General features: G+C 58.7%; 16 protein-coding genes. 10 read left to right on the forward strand and 6 right to left on the reverse strand.

The genetic code is table 11. From position 1 onward, the window contains the following. Positions 1-71 precede the first annotated feature (71 nt). The gene (locus F617_RS0118120) at positions 72-1094 is read right to left on the reverse strand and encodes an amino acid ABC transporter substrate-binding protein (RefSeq protein WP_003515366.1); all 1023 of its coding nucleotides are present in this window, start codon (positions 1092-1094) and stop codon (positions 72-74) included. Positions 1095-1470: 376 nt separating this feature from the next. Here F617_RS0118120 and F617_RS0118125 point away from each other — a divergent pair, with 376 nt between their 5' ends. Beyond that, complete coding sequence (locus F617_RS0118125) at positions 1471-2658, forward strand: cystathionine beta-lyase (RefSeq protein ID WP_003515364.1); 1188 nt, start codon at positions 1471-1473, stop codon at positions 2656-2658. A gap of 2 nt (positions 2659-2660) precedes the next feature. Here F617_RS0118125 and F617_RS0118130 read toward each other — a convergent pair whose 3' ends face one another. Then, positions 2661-3830 carry an FAD-dependent monooxygenase gene (locus tag F617_RS0118130; protein WP_019566231.1) on the reverse strand — a complete coding sequence of 390 codons (1170 nt, stop codon included), beginning with the start codon at positions 3828-3830 and terminating at the stop codon, positions 2661-2663. A 29-nt stretch (positions 3831-3859) separates the two neighbouring features. Then, positions 3860-4105 carry a zinc-finger domain-containing protein gene (locus F617_RS0118135; RefSeq protein WP_003495891.1) on the reverse strand — a complete coding sequence of 82 codons (246 nt, stop codon included), beginning with the start codon at positions 4103-4105 and terminating at the stop codon, positions 3860-3862. 170 nt (positions 4106-4275) lie between these two features. On the opposite strand from F617_RS0118135, the gene F617_RS0118140 reads away from it, so the two are divergent. From F617_RS0118140 to F617_RS0118150, 3 genes are all read left to right on the forward strand, one after another. Next, the gene (locus F617_RS0118140; RefSeq protein ID WP_025593509.1) at positions 4276-5052 is read left to right on the forward strand and encodes an alpha/beta fold hydrolase; all 777 of its coding nucleotides are present in this window, start codon (positions 4276-4278) and stop codon (positions 5050-5052) included. Positions 5053-5195: 143 nt separating this feature from the next. Next, on the forward strand, positions 5196-6020 hold the full coding sequence (gene cysE / locus F617_RS0118145; RefSeq protein WP_003515358.1) for a serine O-acetyltransferase: 825 nt from the start codon (positions 5196-5198) through the stop codon (positions 6018-6020). A 150-nt stretch (positions 6021-6170) separates the two neighbouring features. Beyond that, on the forward strand, positions 6171-6374 hold the full coding sequence (locus tag F617_RS0118150; protein WP_003515356.1) for a DUF3126 family protein: 204 nt from the start codon (positions 6171-6173) through the stop codon (positions 6372-6374). A 54-nt stretch (positions 6375-6428) separates the two neighbouring features. Here F617_RS0118150 and F617_RS0118155 read toward each other — a convergent pair whose 3' ends face one another. Then, positions 6429-7823, reverse strand: coding sequence for a cytochrome P450 (locus F617_RS0118155; protein WP_019566232.1), 1395 nt, complete (start codon positions 7821-7823; stop codon positions 6429-6431). A gap of 111 nt (positions 7824-7934) precedes the next feature. Between F617_RS0118155 and F617_RS27175 the strand changes: the two genes are divergently transcribed. Continuing rightward, positions 7935-8600 carry a TetR/AcrR family transcriptional regulator gene (locus F617_RS27175; RefSeq protein ID WP_026330931.1) on the forward strand — a complete coding sequence of 222 codons (666 nt, stop codon included), beginning with the start codon at positions 7935-7937 and terminating at the stop codon, positions 8598-8600. A gap of 97 nt (positions 8601-8697) precedes the next feature. Here F617_RS27175 and fdhA read toward each other — a convergent pair whose 3' ends face one another. Further along, a complete protein-coding gene (fdhA, locus tag F617_RS0118165) occupies positions 8698-9888 on the reverse strand; it encodes a formaldehyde dehydrogenase, glutathione-independent (RefSeq protein ID WP_025593503.1) in 1191 nt (396 codons plus the stop codon). Positions 9889-10192: 304 nt separating this feature from the next. Further along, positions 10193-11065: an ATP-binding protein gene (locus tag F617_RS0118170; RefSeq protein WP_013636188.1), complete on the reverse strand. Its 873-nt coding sequence runs from the start codon at positions 11063-11065 to the stop codon at positions 10193-10195. A gap of 207 nt (positions 11066-11272) precedes the next feature. On the opposite strand from F617_RS0118170, the gene yajC reads away from it, so the two are divergent. From yajC to F617_RS0118195, 5 genes are all read left to right on the forward strand, one after another. Beyond that, a complete protein-coding gene (gene yajC, locus F617_RS0118175; protein ID WP_003515350.1) occupies positions 11273-11620 on the forward strand; it encodes a preprotein translocase subunit YajC in 348 nt (115 codons plus the stop codon). A gap of 79 nt (positions 11621-11699) precedes the next feature. Next, positions 11700-14264 carry a protein translocase subunit SecDF gene (gene secDF, locus F617_RS0118180; protein WP_019566235.1) on the forward strand — a complete coding sequence of 855 codons (2565 nt, stop codon included), beginning with the start codon at positions 11700-11702 and terminating at the stop codon, positions 14262-14264. Beyond that, positions 14264-14656 (forward strand): Mth938-like domain-containing protein, encoded by a 393-nt coding sequence (locus tag F617_RS0118185; RefSeq protein WP_003515346.1) that lies wholly within the window; start codon positions 14264-14266, stop codon positions 14654-14656. Before secDF ends, F617_RS0118185 begins: the two co-directional genes overlap by 1 nt. 23 nt (positions 14657-14679) lie before the next feature. Beyond that, positions 14680-15525, forward strand: coding sequence for a phytoene/squalene synthase family protein (locus tag F617_RS0118190; RefSeq protein WP_019566236.1), 846 nt, complete (start codon positions 14680-14682; stop codon positions 15523-15525). A 160-nt stretch (positions 15526-15685) separates the two neighbouring features. Continuing rightward, the gene (locus F617_RS0118195; protein ID WP_003515343.1) at positions 15686-16144 is read left to right on the forward strand and encodes a hypothetical protein; all 459 of its coding nucleotides are present in this window, start codon (positions 15686-15688) and stop codon (positions 16142-16144) included. The last annotated feature ends 1 nt before the right edge of the window (position 16145 follow it).

The following is a 16145-nucleotide window of genomic DNA, read 5'->3' on the forward strand; positions in this document are numbered from 1 at the left end:
ATTCTATAATTTCAAGTGGAGGCCGGGCATTGCCCAGCCTCCCTTCAGTCCTTAGCCAACGATAGTGCCGATCAACGAACCGGCGGTGCGTATTGCAGGCCGCCCTTGGTCCAAAGCGCGTTCTGGCCACGCTCGATCTTCAGCGGCGAGCCGGCGCCAACGTTACGGTCGAAGACTTCGCCGTAGTTGCCGACCTTCTTGACGATGTTATAGGCCCAGTCGTTCGTCACGCCGAGATCGGTACCGATCTTGGTGCCTTCTTCAGTACCAAGCAGACGCTTGATATCAGGGTTGGCGCTGTTCTTCTGCTCGTCGACGTTTTTCGACGTGATGCCCAGCTCTTCGGCGTTGACCATCGCGTAGTGAACCCACGTGACGATGTCGAACCACTGGTCGTCGCCCTGGCGAACGGCCGGTCCAAGCGGCTCCTTGGAGATCACTTCAGGCAGAACGATGTTGTCATCGGGGTTCTTTAGCTTGAGACGGATAGCGTACAGACCGGACTGGTCGGTGGTGTAAACGTCGCAACGGCCGGAATCATAAGCCGAAGTCGCATCGGATTCCTTTTCGAAAACAACCGGGTTGTACTGCAGGTTGTTGGTCTTGAAGTAGTCGGCAAGGTTGAGCTCGGTGGTCGTGCCGGTCTGAACGCAGACGGCGGCGCCGGAAAGCTCAAGCGCGGACTTCACGTTGAGGCCCTTCTTGGCGATGAAGCCCTGGCCGTCATAATAGTTGACGGTACGGAAGTTGAAGCCGAGCGATGTGTCGCGGCTGATCGTCCAGGTGGTGTTACGGGTCAGAACGTCGACCTCGCCAGACTGGAGAGCCGGAAAACGGTCCTTGCTCGAAAGAGCGACAAATTTAGCCTTCGTAGGATCGCCGAAAACCGCAGTGGCAATACCGCGGCAATAGTCCACGTCGATGCCGGACCATTCGCCCTTGTCATCGGGATTGGAAAATCCCGGAATGCCAGCGCTCACGCCGCAGGTGACGAAACCTTTCGACTTCACGTCCTGAAGCGTCGCAGCCGAAGCGACCGAGGCTCCTCCCAAAACTGCTGCGCCGATAACGGCCGACAGAATTGCCTTTTTCATTTTTCCCAACCTTTGTTTGTTATCGTCAATCGGAAGAGGACCGGCATATTGTTTTTGCCCCAGCTCCCCCCTTCAGCAGATCTTTTCGATCCGCTTTTTCTATCACAATCGTAATTGGCAGCGGGGTCAAGACATGCTGACAATAATTGTGCCTATAAAACGGAATTTTCCAAATTTTGGTCGGGAAGTGTGCAAAGGGTGAAAATATAAGCATATTTTTGCGGAAAAATACACTTGCACGATTTTTGTATACTTCTTGTATGCTGTTACCGGGTGGATCAATCCTCCCATCTACGAATGTTCTGCGGGACTTGACCTTGCCTCCGGCTCTCCGCATTGTCGCTCGCGTCAATATCCCTTCGAAAGCTGATCTGAAATGACCAAGACCAATGACCTGCTTTCCACCGCAGGTATGAATACGCGCCTGACCCATGGCGGCAACGATCCCGCCGACTGTTTCGGTTTCGTCAATCCGCCCATCGTGCGCGGTTCTACCGTGCTTTTCCCCGATGCCGAGACGCTTTCGACCGAAAACCAGAAATACACCTATGGCACCCACGGCACGCCGACGACCGATGCGCTATGCAATCTCGTCAACGAGCTGGAGGGTTCTTTCGGAACCATTCTCGTGCCATCGGGCCTTGCGGCGATCACCGTGCCGTTCCTCGCCTATCTTGGCGCCGGCGATCATGCGCTGATCGTCGATTCGGTTTATTTTCCCACACGCCGCTTCTGCAACACGATGCTGAAGAAGCTTGGTGTGGAGGTGGAGTATTACGACCCGGCCATCGGGACGGGTATCGAAGCGCTGATCCGCCCGAATACCAAGCTGGTGCATCTCGAAGCGCCGGGTTCCAATACCTTCGAGATTCAGGACGTTCGGCTGATCACCGAGATCGCCCACAGGCACGATTGCGTCGTGACGATGGACAATACCTGGGCGACACCGCTTTATTTCAAGCCGCTCGATTTCGGTGTCGATGTTTCCATCCATGCCGCCACCAAATATCCGTCAGGTCATTCCGATGTCCTGATGGGCTTTGTTTCCGCCAATGAAAAGCACTGGAAGACGCTTTATCAAGCGAACACCAATCTTGGCATCTGCGTGACGCCTGATGACGCCTATCAGATACTGCGCGGCATGCGCTCCATGGGCATTCGGCTTGCGCACCACCAGAAAAGCGCCCTCGACATCGCCACCTGGCTGGAAAGCCGCGACGACGTCGTGAGCGTTCTGCATCCGGCCCTGCCGAGCTTTGCCGGGCATGAACTCTGGAAGCGCGATTTCAAGGGCGCGAGCGGCGTATTTTCCTTCGTGCTGAAGGCCGAAGAGGGCAAATACAAGCAGACTGCGGCGGCATTCCTGAATGCGCTGACCTTCTTCGGGCTCGGCTATTCCTGGGGTGGTTACGAATCGCTTGCCGTATCGGTGTCGCTTGTCGACAGGACGATTGCCAAAGGCCCGTCGGAAGGTCCGGTCATCCGTCTGCAGATAGGGCTTGAAGATATCGCCGACCTCAAGAAGGATCTCGAGGCCGGGTTTGCTGCGGCAGCCGCGGTCTAACCTCAGCCTTTGGCGCGGTAGCCGTATAGCCAGTCGAAGTCCTTCAGGAAGGCTTCCCTCGGACGTGTCGAGAAGACGAAGTCCCGGGCAAGCCGAACCGGGCCTGTGGCGTGATAGGCGAAACGATTGAGAGAGGCCCGCTTGCGGGCCTTTTCTATGCGCGGCAGACGCAGGGCTTCGAAGGCGGCAAGGGCCTGTGGTACGGGCAGGGATGTTCCGGTCAATGTGCCCGCCAGTTCAAATGCATCCTCGATGGCCATCGCCCCCCCCTGTGCCGCAAAGGGCATCATCGCGTGGGCAGCGTCGCCGATCAGCACCGTATCGCGACCATTGTGCCAGCGTCCGGGACCGGCCTGATAAAGTGGCCAGAAGGTCGGATTTTCCGACGATGCCAGCAGCCGAACGATATCCGGGCTCCACCCGCGAAACTGCGCAAGCAGCATGGCTTTCTGTTGGCCGCTCGATTCCGCCCGCCATGTTGCGCCGGGATCGGCGCCGAGTGCGATGGCCACAATGTTGAAGCCGCCGACTTCCTTCAGCGGGTAGGCGACGATATGGCCACCCGAACCGAGATAGGCGGTGACGGCGCTTTTGTTGATGGCTGACGGCACATCTTTTGCCGCGACCGTGAAGCGCCAGGCAATATTGCCGGAGAAGGTGGCAGTGGGGGCGGAGGGGACAGCGAAACGGGCCGCGGACCAGACACCGTCTGCGCCGACGATCAGGTCGTGATCGCGGAACGTGGTTGCAGCGATGACGTCTGTCGTCGCGTTTTCGATACGTTTGCCAAGATGCAGGCGGCAGAGCGGATTGCGCGTTACCGCATTGAGAAGCGCGTTTTGCAACGTCGAGCGATGCAGCACGCCATAAGGTGCGCCCCAGCGTGTGCGGGCCGTCGCACCCACGGGTAAGGACAGCAACGTGGCAAGCGATTTGCCATCGGCCAGATCGACACTCACCGGCTCGGTCCAACGCGCCTCTATCTCAGCCATCACGCCGAGTTCGGCAAGGATGCGGGCGGCATTGGGCGATACTTGCAGGCCCGCACCGACTTCCGTCAGTTCGCCGGCCTGTTCAACGATGTCAGAGCTGATGCCCTGGCGGGCAAAAGAAAGCGCTGCGGTGAGACCGGCGATGCCGGCACCGACGATGGCTACGGATTTGATGGGCATGTCGCGCCCCGATCAGGAAAGGTGGAAGGTCAGGCGGCCTTCACATGGAAGACGCAGCCTGGAGGATTGGTCTGCTCGGCCTTCAGCGACGGATTGTAGCGGTAAAGGGTGGAGCAATAGGAACAGACCTTCTCGTTGTCGTCGCCCATGTCGATGAAGATGTGGGGATGATCGAAAGGCACCGAAGCGCCGGTGCACATGAATTCCTTGACGCCGATCTCGATCACGCTGTGTCCGCCATCGTTCTGGAAGTGGGGAATGGAATGCCCGGCCATGTTCGTCTCCAAATGCAATATCGTGGTTAAGCCGCAGGTCGTCATCGAGCATGGGCTTATTGCTGCGGATATGTAGCCTCAAACGCATTGCATCTCCATAAAAATCGTCAGGAAAACATGTTCAAAATTGCGATTTCCTGCCATATGGTCCGGCAAAAAGGATGTCCTTGATGAATCTCAACATGCCGCAATTTTCCGATTTTTCCCATGACGGCCTTCGCCTTGCCTATTTCGATGAAGGTGACCCGGCGGGCGATCCGGTTCTGTTGATTCACGGCTTTGCCTCCAGCGCCAACGTCAACTGGGTGCATCCAGGCTGGCTGAAAACGCTTGGTGACGCCGGTTACCGGGTGATTGCCATCGACAATCGCGGCCATGGCGCAAGCGACAAGCCGCATGATCCGCAAGCCTATTATCCGCCCGTCATGGCCGGCGATGCGGTGGCGCTGCTTAATCATCTCGGCATCGCGGAGGCTCATGTGATGGGCTATTCCATGGGCGCACGCATTTCGGCCTTTCTGGCGATGGCACATCCGGAGCGTGTCCGCTCACTGGTTTTCGGCGGACTTGGCATCGGCATGGTGGAAGGTGTGGGCGACTGGGATCCGATCGCCGAAGCGCTGCTGGCCCCCTCGCTCGATGTCGTCACGCATGAGCGCGGCCGTATGTTCCGCGCCTTTGCCGACCAGACGAAAAGCGACCGGCTGGCGCTTGCAGCCTGTATCGAGACGTCGCGTGTCCTCGTCAGCCGCGAACAGGCCGCAAAGATCGATGCACCGACGCTGATCGCGGTCGGAACCAATGACGATATCGCCGGATCGGGTGCCGAACTTGCGGCGATCATGCCGCATGCGCGCGCTATCGACATTCCCGGCCGTGACCACATGCTGGCCGTTGGCGACCGGGTGTTCAAGGCGGCGGTTCTGGAATTTTACCGCAGCCTTTGATGGGTGGCGGCAAGAAACGGTTTTTCATGCTGCATGAAGAAAAACTGAAGCCTTGCCGCCTTTAAAGTCGTCATTCGAATCCCATTTCTTATGCACGTCTTTTTCTGTATAAAGAACGACTACTGCAAACGAGGAGACCATTCATGGTCGCACGTACCGAGGCCCGTCAGCCGGAACAGCTGGCGATCGTCGATCCGATCTGGGGCAGCCTGCTGCATGAAGCGCGAAGCGCCGTGGCGCAGGACCCGCTGCTTTCGGCTTTCCTTTATTCGACGATCCTCAATCACCGGTCTCTGGAAGAATGCGTGATTTATCGCATCTGTGAACTCCTCGATCATCCCGATATGCAGGCCGTTCTTCTGCGCCAGACCTTTCAGGACATGCTGGATGACTGGCCCGAATGGGGCAGCGTGCTGCGCGTCGATATCCAGGCGGTTTACGATCGCGATCCGGCCTGCACGCGCTTCATGGAGCCGCTCCTTTATTTCAAGGGGTTTCAGGCCATCCAGACGCATCGCCTTGCCCATTGGCTGCTGCAAAAGGGCCGCAGGGATCTGGCGCTTTATCTGCAAAGCCGCTCGTCCAGCATTTTCCAGACGGATATCAATCCGGCAGCACGCATCGGCAAGGGTATCTTCCTCGATCATGCCACCGGGCTTGTGGTCGGCGAGACGGCCGTTATCGGCGACAACGTTTCCATCCTGCATGGCGTGACGCTTGGCGGCACCGGCAAGGAGGGGGCGGACCGTCATCCGAAGATCGCCAATGGCGTGATGATCGGAGCGGGCGCGAAAATCCTCGGTAATATCGAGATCGGTAGTTGCTCGCGCATCGCCGCCGGTTCTGTGGTTTTGAAGCCGGTCCCGCCGAAGACCACCGTTGCCGGTGTGCCGGCGCGCGTGGTGGGAGAGGCAGGGTGTTCCGAACCCTCGCGCCTGATGGATCAGGTCATCGGAGCCGATATCTGACGGGTCCGATATTCTCTCAATCGTCCGTGTGGAAGGCTCCGCGTGAACGACATGGCCTGTGAAAGACATTGCGATGTGCCGCTTTCACTTTACTTTCGCCTTTGTCCCATGCCAAAAGCGGCGCAACCCGAACCGCACAGGAGAATAGTGGTGAAAGCCGACGAAATCAAAAAACTCGACGCCTATTTCAAGCGCACCTTCAATGAAAAGATGGTTGTGAAGGCGCGTCCCCGTAAGGACGATTCCGCCGAAGTGTATCTTGGCGAAGAGTTCCTTGGCGTTGTCTACATCGATGACGAGGACGGCGACCGCTCGTACAACTTCTCCATGGCAATCCTCGACGTCGATCTTTGATCGTCACTGCCCGGTGACGGGTGTTTTCCCGGATTAATAGTCGCCCGCGGTGGTTCACGCCGCGGGCGATTTGTTTTTGCGGTCGGTGATACGCATCATCAAGCGGCTTTGCGGCCGCAACGTCACCCTCATCAGTGGCTCCGCCGGACTTGCCGATCTGTTTTCGAGATGGACGTTCTGCAACAGCACCGCCAGGATCGACACGGCCTCCATCATCGCAAATGCGTTGCCGATGCAGACACGCGGACCTGCACCGAAGGGCATATAGGCGTAACGGTGGCGCGCCTTGGTCTTTTCCGGCTCGAAGCGGGAAGGGTCGAAACGTTCCGGTTCGTCCCACAGCGCCGTGTGCCGGTGGACAGCGTAGATCGGCACATAAAGAACGGTTCCGGCAGGAATATCATGGTCGCCGAGCTTGAAATCCTGCAACGCCGTGCGGGTGACCACCGGGGCAGGTGGGTAAAGCCGCATCGCCTCGGAAAATACCTGTCTGGTATAGGTCAGTTGGGCGATGTGCTCTGCGGCGACGGGATTTCCACCCGTGACGGCTGCGATTTCCTCGACGACTTTCCGCTCCACGTCGCTGTGTTGCGACAGCAGATTGAACGTCCATGCCAGACCGAGCGCGGTCGTTTCGTGACCGGCGGTGATGAAGGTGAGCAGATTGTCGATGATTTCCTCGTCGCTCATCATGCGTCCCGTCTCGGGGTCCTTCGCCTCAAGCAGCATGGACACCAGATCGTTTCTCTCGACGGGGTTCTGCCGCCGGTCCGCAATCACCGTCGACAGGCTGGAGCGCAGATAACCGACAGCGGCCCGGGCCTTGCGCCGACCGGGGTGAGGGAGCCATTCCGGTGCGCCCAGCATGGCGAGCGCGAAGGTCCAGCCTGTCGGTTTCAGATAGTCGGTGATGCTTTGCTCCACGCGCCCGATATCGATCCCGTGGCCGCCGGACATCATGGTCTCAACGATGATGTCGAAGGTGGTCCGCATCATTTCATGGCCGATATCGATGTCACCGAAAGGAGATGCGCGCCAGCGCCTGCCGGTTCGCTCCGCCGCCTCGATCATGATGGGCAGCAGTTCCAGCAGCTTTTCGTGCCGGAAGGCGGCGGCAACGGATTGCCGTTGCCATTTCCAGTGATCGCCATCGGCGGTCAGAAGGCCCTGTCCGAGAGCGGGGCCAAGCGCGCGGCGCACGTCCTCACCCTTGCCGAGCAGATGGGCGTTCTTGACGAGGGCCTCATGAATAAGGACAGGATCGGCAAGATGGACGCGCATCGTACCGCCGACACGGATAAACACCGCCGGTTCGTTGAAAATCTCCGGTGGCAATGCGTTCAGCGGGTTGCGGATGAGTGAGAGGGCCAAACGTGCTGTGGCGAATTTCGATACGGGTGCCGCAGCGGATGTATCCGGGAGCGGGGTGCGAAGGTCGGTTCCGGGCATGGACAGGTCCTTTATTCGCGTTGAACACTCAAATTTATTTGTTAAGGTGTGTACCTTATTTTATTCATTTAAGGTGTGCACCTTAGGTTTCAATAGCGGGGTCCGATATCAATGAAGAAAAGCGAGGCCGGACGATCGACGGGGCGTCCTTCCCCCACACGACAGAGAATAATCGCTGCCGCACTCCAACTATTTAACGAGAGGGGGCCTGATCACGTAACCACAGCCGAGATCGCAAGGGCAGTGAATATCAACGAGGGTAATCTTTATTATCATTTCCGCACCAAGGAGGCATTGGTGCTGGCGCTGTTTGCCCTGTTCGAGACCGACGCACTGGCGGTTGTCGCAAAGATCGACGAAGAGGACGAAGTTGCCGCATCGACGTATGCTGGCTTTCTGCGGCTCTGGTTTTCGCTGGTGTGGAACTACCGCTTTCTGTTTCGCGATTTTGTCGGCCTTCTTTCCTCCGCGCCTGCGCTGGTGGAGCCGGTTCGCGGCATAAGCGCGGCAATGCGATTTGCCGTTGATGATATCGTCAGCCGGATGGAGAGGGCAGGGCTTGCAGAGATTCCAGAAACTGAGCGGGCGGCCCTGCTTACCAATCTCTGGATCGTCTCGACCTATTGGGCGGCTTATCTCAACCTTCAGGAAGGGGTCACCGAATTCGGGCCGCAGCAACTGGACTGGGGACTTCGGCAGGTGTCCAGCCTGTTTCGACCCTATCTCTCACCATTGGCCACCTCCGAGCTGGAGGCGATGCTTGAAGTTGATCCATGATTTCACCTGATGGTGACAATGTGGATGCGGGCAAAAACGCCCGCGACAATATTCTATCGCGGGCGTTTCCCATCTCGCGGGTCTTAAGCCGCAGTTATCAGGCTGACTTCAGCAGATCGCCGTGCGGATCGAGCACGAACTTGGTTGCGGCACCCTGGTCGAAGCTTTCATATCCCTGTACGGCGTCGTCGAGTGCGATGATCTTGGCGTTGACGATGTCGGCAATGGGCAGGCGGTCGTGCAGGATCGACTGCATGAGCTGGCGATTGTATTTCAGCACCGGCGTCTGGCCGGTATGGAAAGATTGTGCCTTGGCCCAACCGAGGCCGAAGCGAAGCGACAGGCTGCCCTGTTTTGCAGCGGCATCGACCGCACCTGGATCTTCGGTGACGTAAAGGCCGGGAATGCCGATCGAGCCGGCGGCACGGGTAATTTCCATCATCTGGTTGAGAACGATGGCCGGCTGTTCGCCGCCCGAATGGCCACGCGCTTCGAAACCGACGGCATCGATGGCGCTGTCGACCTCGTTGGTGCCGACGATCTCGGCAATCATGTCGCCCAGCCGGTCACCCTTGGAAAGATCGACGGGCTCGAAGCCGACCTTGGCGGCGTGCGCAAGGCGATCCTTGTTGAAATCACCGATCATGACGACGGCGGCACCGAGAATACGGGCAGACGCGGCAGCCGCCAGACCGACCGGACCGGCGCCCGCGACATAGACCGTGGAGCCGACACCGACGCCGGCCTTGACCGCGCCGTGAAAGCCGGTCGGCAGGATGTCCGAGAGCATGGTGAGGTCGCGGATCTTGGACATTGCCCTGTCGCGGTCGGGAAATTTCAGAAGGTTGAAGTCGGCATAGGGAATGGTCACGTATCTGGCCTGTCCGCCGATCCAGCCGCCCATATCGACATAACCGTAGGCGCCGCCGGCACGGGCGGGGTTCACCGTCAGGCACACGCCGGTGTCCTGCGACTTGCAGCAGCGGCAGCGACCGCAGGCGACGTTGAACGGCACCGAGACGATATCGCCGATATCAAGCATCTCGACGTCGACGCCTTTTTCAATGACTTCGCCGGTGATCTCATGGCCAAGGACGAGGCCGGGCATCGCCGAGGTGCGGCCGCGCACCATATGCTGGTCCGAACCGCAGATATTCGTGGAAATAACCTTGAGAATGACACCGTGCTCGATACGGCGGCCATCCGGCGCCTCCAGCTTCGGATCATCGATGTCGCGGACCTCGACCTGGCCGGGGCGCAAATAGACGACGCCTCTGTTTTTGCTCATATCCATCTCCTCCTTGGGTTGAACACCAATATCGGCCCGCTCCTCCGCGGACATGATATCGTCAAAACTCATGCGCGGACCCGTATGCGGCTCGCGTGGAATCTCAATCGGCGAAGGGATGGAAAGAAGAACAATCGGCGCATCTGGACAAACGTCGCCTGCCTCTTGATCACCGCCCGCCGCAGATACCCGGCATTACGCCGGATATGTGCAGCAAATCATTTGGCGGGCGATGTGGCGGTCGGGAATACGACAACGCCTATAGCCGCAACGACACCGGCTCCCGCCAGATGTCACGGTGGCGTTATCTGTCGATCGATTTTCTCAGGCGCCCGGCGGCATCCTGAATATATTGCCAGGCGACGCGACCGGAGCGGCCGCCGCGCGTGGTCGCCCATTCCAGCGCCTCGTGATGCAGGGTTTCGCGATCAAGGCCGAGATCGAAATGTTCGGCATAGCTGTCAATCATTGTCAGATAGTCTTCCTGGCCGCATTTGTGGAAGCCGAGCCACAGGCCGAAGCGGTCCGAGAGCGAGACCTTTTCCTCAACAGCTTCCGAAGGGTTGATGGCGGTCGATTGCTCGTTCTCCATCATGTGGCGCGGCAGAAGATGACGGCGGTTGGACGTGGCATAGAACAGCACATTGTCCGGACGCCCCTCTATGCCGCCATCGAGTGCTGCCTTCAGCGACTTGTAGGCCGTGTCGTCGTGATCGAAGGAGAGGTCGTCGCAGAAGACGATGACGCGTTCGCCGGAAGCTTTCAATATATCCAGCAAGGCGGGCAGGGTGTGGATATCTTCGCGATGCACCTCGACCAGCTTCAACGGAACGCCGCTTGCGGCGCGCACATCTTCGTGAACGGCCTTGACCAGCGAGGATTTGCCCATGCCGCGTGCGCCCCAGAGCAGCACGTTGTTGGCGGGAAAACCATCGGCAAAACGCAGCGTGTTCTCGTGCAGGATATCGCGCACATGATCGACGCCGCGAATGAGTTTCAGCGCAATGCGGTTCGGACGTGAAACCGGCTGCAGAAAGGAATTGACCGGCGTCCAGACAAAGCAATCCGCCGCATTCCAGTCGTTCACGGCAGGTGCCGGGCCTGCCAACCGTTCCATGGCGACGTTAAGCCGGCGCAGTTCGGCAAGAAGCAGGGTGGCCGTCTCTTCTCGAATCATGGTGTTTCTTCCGCTTATCCGATGTTCATAACGATGTTTTCAACCCGGCCTAGCATGGCGTTTCAGGCCCATAAAGGTTAAGAGGTCCGGAATCGGTACGGCGTGGCTTCTGCATCTGTTGCATTCCCGGCGTTCCCCACTATATTCCGGCGGCTTGAAAGCTGGGGCGGCATACGAGGTCGTGCTGTAATCGTTGAGGAGTTTTATATGTTCATTAGTCAAGCTTTTGCCCAGGACACGGCGGGCGGCGCGTCTGCATTCGGTTCCGGCCTTGAGATGCTTTTCCTGTTTGCACCGCTTATGGTGGTCTGGTACTTTTTCCTCATTCGCCCGCAGCGCGCGCAGATGAAGAAGCGTCAGGAAACGTTGACCAATATTCGCCGTGGCGATCAGGTCGTTCTTGGTGGCGGCATCGTTGGCAAGGTGACCAAGGTCATCGACGACAATGAACTCGAAGTCGAAATCGCCGAAGGCGTGAAAATCCGTGCCGCTCGTGCTTACATTGCCGAAGTGCGCGTGAAGGGCGAAGTGGTCAAGACGGAAGCCGCTTCCTGATCCTGCCGGATAATTGAACGTCCGCTTCCGAATTTGACGGGTTGCGCGTCGCGCAACCCCAACCCTGACCGAGATCGAAATGCTTCATTTTTCCCGTTGGAAAACAGTCTTTATCTGGTTGCTTGTGCTGGCAAGCGTCTTCATCGCATCTCCCAACCTGTTTTCGGACAAACAGCTGGAGGGCATGCCTGCCTGGTACAAGGACAACAAGGTAACGCTCGGTCTCGACCTTCAGGGCGGCTCCCACATCATGCTCAAGATCGAGCGTTCCGACATCGTCAAGGAACGGCTTGAAACGATCGTGGGTGACGTGCGCACGCAGCTTCGCGACGCCAACATCCGCTATTCGGGGCTTACGGGCAACGGCCAGCAGATCCAGGTTCGCATCAGCGATCCCGCTCAGTATGAAGCGGCGAAAACCGCGCTTCGCGACCTGACGCAGCCGGTGTCCGCCGGAACGCTGGTCGGCGGTTCCATCACAGAAGTGACGATGAACGACGGCGGCGACAATCTGCTGCGGCTCAACCTGACCGATGAAGGCGTGGATTATCGCCTGTCCTCGGCCGTGTCGCAGTCCATCGAGGTCGTGCGCCGCCGTGTTGACGAAGTCGGCACCACCGAACCTCTCATCCAGCGTCAGGGTTCCGACCGCATCATCGTACAGGTGCCGGGCCTCCAGGATCCGCAGCGCCTGAAATCGCTTCTCAACCAGACGGCAAAGCTGTCCTTCCGCATGGTCGATACCACCATGCCGGTGCAGGAAGCGATGAATGGCCGTCCGCCCGCGACCTCAGAGGTTCTTTATTCGCAGGACGATCCGCCGGTTCCCTATCTGGTGGAACGCCGCGCGCTCGTTTCCGGCGACAACCTCGTCGATGCGCAGGCAAGCTTCAACCAGCAGACCAACGAACCCGTCGTCACCTTCCGTTTCGACAGCCGCGGTGCGCAGCGCTTTGCGCAGGCGACGCAGCAGAATGTCGGCAAGCCTTTCGCCATCGTGCTCGACAATCAGGTCATTTCCGCACCTGTCATCCGTGAGCCGATCATCGGCGGTTCGGGACAGATTTCCGGCAGTTTCTCGGTTCAGGGCGCCAACGACCTTGCAGTCCTGTTGCGTGCGGGCGCACTTCCGGCCACGTTGACCGTGGTTGAGGAACGCACCGTCGGTCCGAGCCTTGGTAACGACTCTATCACCGCCGGCCTCACGGCGAGCGCCATCGGTGCTGTCGGCGTCCTCATCTTCATGTTCGTCTTTTATGGCTTCTTCGGCCTGCTTGCGAACATCGCCCTCATTGTCAACGTGGTCATGCTGATCGCCGTCCTCAGTGTGATCGGATCTACGCTCACCTTGCCCGGTATTGCGGGTATCGTCTTGACGATCGGTATGGCGGTGGACTCCAACGTTCTGATCTACGAGCGAATACGCGAAGAGGTGAAGAGCGGAAAACCGCTGATCCAGTCACTGGATAATGGTTTCACACGCGCCTTTGCGACCATTATCGACGCCAACCTGACGACGCTGATCGTTGCAAGCGTGCTGTTCTACATGGGTACGGGTCCGGTCAAGGGCTTTGCCGTCACGCTTGCGGTCGGTATCATCACCACCGTCTTCACGGCCTATACGCTGACGGCCTGGATGTTTGGCTACTGGGTTCGCCGCAGCCGTCCGAAACATCTGCCGAAGGGTGTACGCACCGCCATGTTCGACGGTCGCGACATTCCGTTCATGCGTTATCGCCGTGTGGTTTTCATGATCACCGGTGTGATCATGCTCGCCTGCGTCGGCGGCTTCGTCGCCAAGGGCCTGAACCTCGGCATCGATTTCCAGGGCGGCTCGGTTATCGAAGTGCGCGCCAAGCAGGGTGAGGCCGATCTCGCAGATATTCGCGAGCGTCTGAACCAGCTGAACCTCGGTGAAATCCAGGCACAGAATTTCGGCACGCCGCAGGACGTTCTCATCCGCATTCAGGCGCAGGACGGCGGCGAAAATGCCGAGCAGTCGGCAATCACCCTGGTGCGCGGCGAGTTGCAGGACAAGTATGATTTCCGTCGCGTGGAAGTCGTTGGTCCGGCCGTGTCCGGTGACCTGACCGTGACCTCCACGATTGGCGTTGTGCTCGCCATGGCGGCGATCATGATCTACATCTGGGTTCGCTTCGAGTGGCAGTTTGCACTGGGTGCGGTCATCTCGATGGTGCACGACGTGGTCTTCACCATCGGCCTGTTCGTCTTCCTGGGTATAGAGTTCAATCTGACCAGTATCGCGGCGATCCTGACGATCATCGGTTATTCGCTGAACGATACGGTGGTCATCTACGACCGTGTCCGTGAAAACCTCCGGCGATACAAGAGGATGCCACTTTCGATGATCATCGACGTATCGCTGAACCAGACCCTTTCGCGCACGATCCTTACCGGTCTGACCGTGCTTCTGGCACTGCTGGCACTGTATCTGTTCGGTGGCGAGGTCATCCGTTCCTTCACCTTCGCCATGTTGTTCGGCGTCGGTATCGGCGTTTTCTCCTCGGTCTATATCGCGGCTCCGGTGCTGATCGCCTTCAAGCTGCGTCCCGACAGCAAGGATGCGGAAGATGAGAAGGATGAGAAGTCCGGCAATGCCATCGGCGGCAAGCCTGCCGTCTGATGGCCGGCGGGATTGAAATACGCCCGGCCCATTTTCCCGGCCGGGCGCCCATCGATGCCTATGGCAATGGCGGTTTCCGTTTCGCCGACATGTCGCACCGCGGCTCTCTCCTGTTGTTGCCTTCCGGCATTCACGGCTGGAGCCCGGTTGATGTGAAAGAATTGACGCTTGAGCATTTCGACAAGGTTCTGGCTGATGCGCAGGATATCGAGGTGCTTTTGATCGGCACGGGTGATGGCATGCGGGTCTTGCCGAAGGAATTGCGCGAAGCCTTCAGGCAAGCGGGCATTTCGGTCGATCCGATGAGCACGGGTGCTGCCGTTCGCACCTATAATATCATGCTTTCGGAATCGCGCGCCGTGGCTGCGGCGCTGATTGCCGTCGAAGGCTGACAGGACGTTTCGCGCGGGGAAACATGGCACCCACAGAGAATCTAGACGTCTGCCTCGCGACGCTGCGCGACACCGATCGCGACCGCTATCTCGCGTGCCTTCTGTCTCCGGCCGACAAGCGCGCAGCGCTTGCCGCGCTTTACGCCTTCAATGCCGAAATTGCCCGAATCCGCGATTCCGTGCGCGAGGCGCTGCCTGGCGAAGTTCGTATGCAATGGTGGCGCGATCTCCTTGATGGCAATGCGCATGGGGACAGCCAGTCTCACCCCGTTGCTGCCGCTCTTTCGTTGGCGATCGAGCAACATCGCCTGCCGCGACCGGTTCTTGCCAATATGATCGAGGCGCGCATCTTCGATCTTTATGACGATCTGTTCGTGGATCGTAACGCGCTCGAAGGCTATGCGGGGGAGACCGCCTCGGCACTGATCCAGCTGGCGAGCCTTGTGCTTTCGCCGGAAGACACTCCAGCAAGTGCGGAAGCTGCGGGACATGCGGGGGTTGCGCAGGCCATGGCCGGCATTCTAATGCTGATGCCGCTGCACCGTCGTCGTGGGCAGGTCTATATCCCTGCGGATATGCTCGCGGCTGCTGGGCTTGATCGCGAGACGTTTCTGGAAGGCGACGACAAACAACGCATCGGCATCGCCATCGAGATTTTTGCAACGCACGCGCTTGATCACATCGAGAAGGCGAGACGCGCCAAGATGTCCCGGAATGTCTTTGCGGCCTATCTTCCCGTTGCCTTGTCCGGCCCGGTCATCGCCGCTGCCAGAAAGGCGGGAGCGGGCGTGTTTGAAGGCGAAGTGCAACTGTCGCAGCTTCGCCGGCAATGGCTGCTGGCAAAGGCGTCTTTCCTCAAGCGTTTCTGATTGCTCGACCTGCACATCGCGCAGACAGATCGGAGCAATTTTCGCGTCGAGGCCGGAGAGCCACACTTCACGCAAGCCTCGGTGTTTAAGAGCTTGAGCCGGGTTCGCATCGTTTCGATTCGCGAATCGCGATGTTTCGGTGCTGAGGGAGCCTTCCCGCATGAATATGGCGGTCTGGATAATCGTTTTCGTGCTGCTTGCGGTCTTCGCTGTTTATGCCTGGCGCATGACACGGGCAACGGATGAGGACAATAACCACGATGTGGGGCAGGCGATCATGGATTTTGCCCGCGCGTTTCCCACCGAGGCGATCAGAAGCCTGCATATGACGGTGGATGGCGGCGCAGCCTTCGTGCGGCTGCACGACAACAAGGCCGGCTTCATGCGCAATATGGGATCCCATTATGTGTGCCTGATGATCGATCCCGAGCGGATAAGGGTCGAAAGTCTGGAAAGCGGTGACGGTTTCGTCGTTACGTTTTTCGATACGCCGAAATATAGCGGCTCATACCGCTTCAAATCCGCCGGAGAGGCCGCCGAGGTTTCGCTGTGGCTGCTCGGTAGCCTTGTGGAGGCGCAGGACCATCACGACGAAGGACCGCAGCCCTCGGGCGCCTGAA

The sequence above is a fragment of the Agrobacterium sp. 10MFCol1.1 genome, from assembly GCF_000381165.1.
In the GTDB taxonomy this organism is placed as follows: domain Bacteria; phylum Pseudomonadota; class Alphaproteobacteria; order Rhizobiales; family Rhizobiaceae; genus Agrobacterium; species Agrobacterium tumefaciens.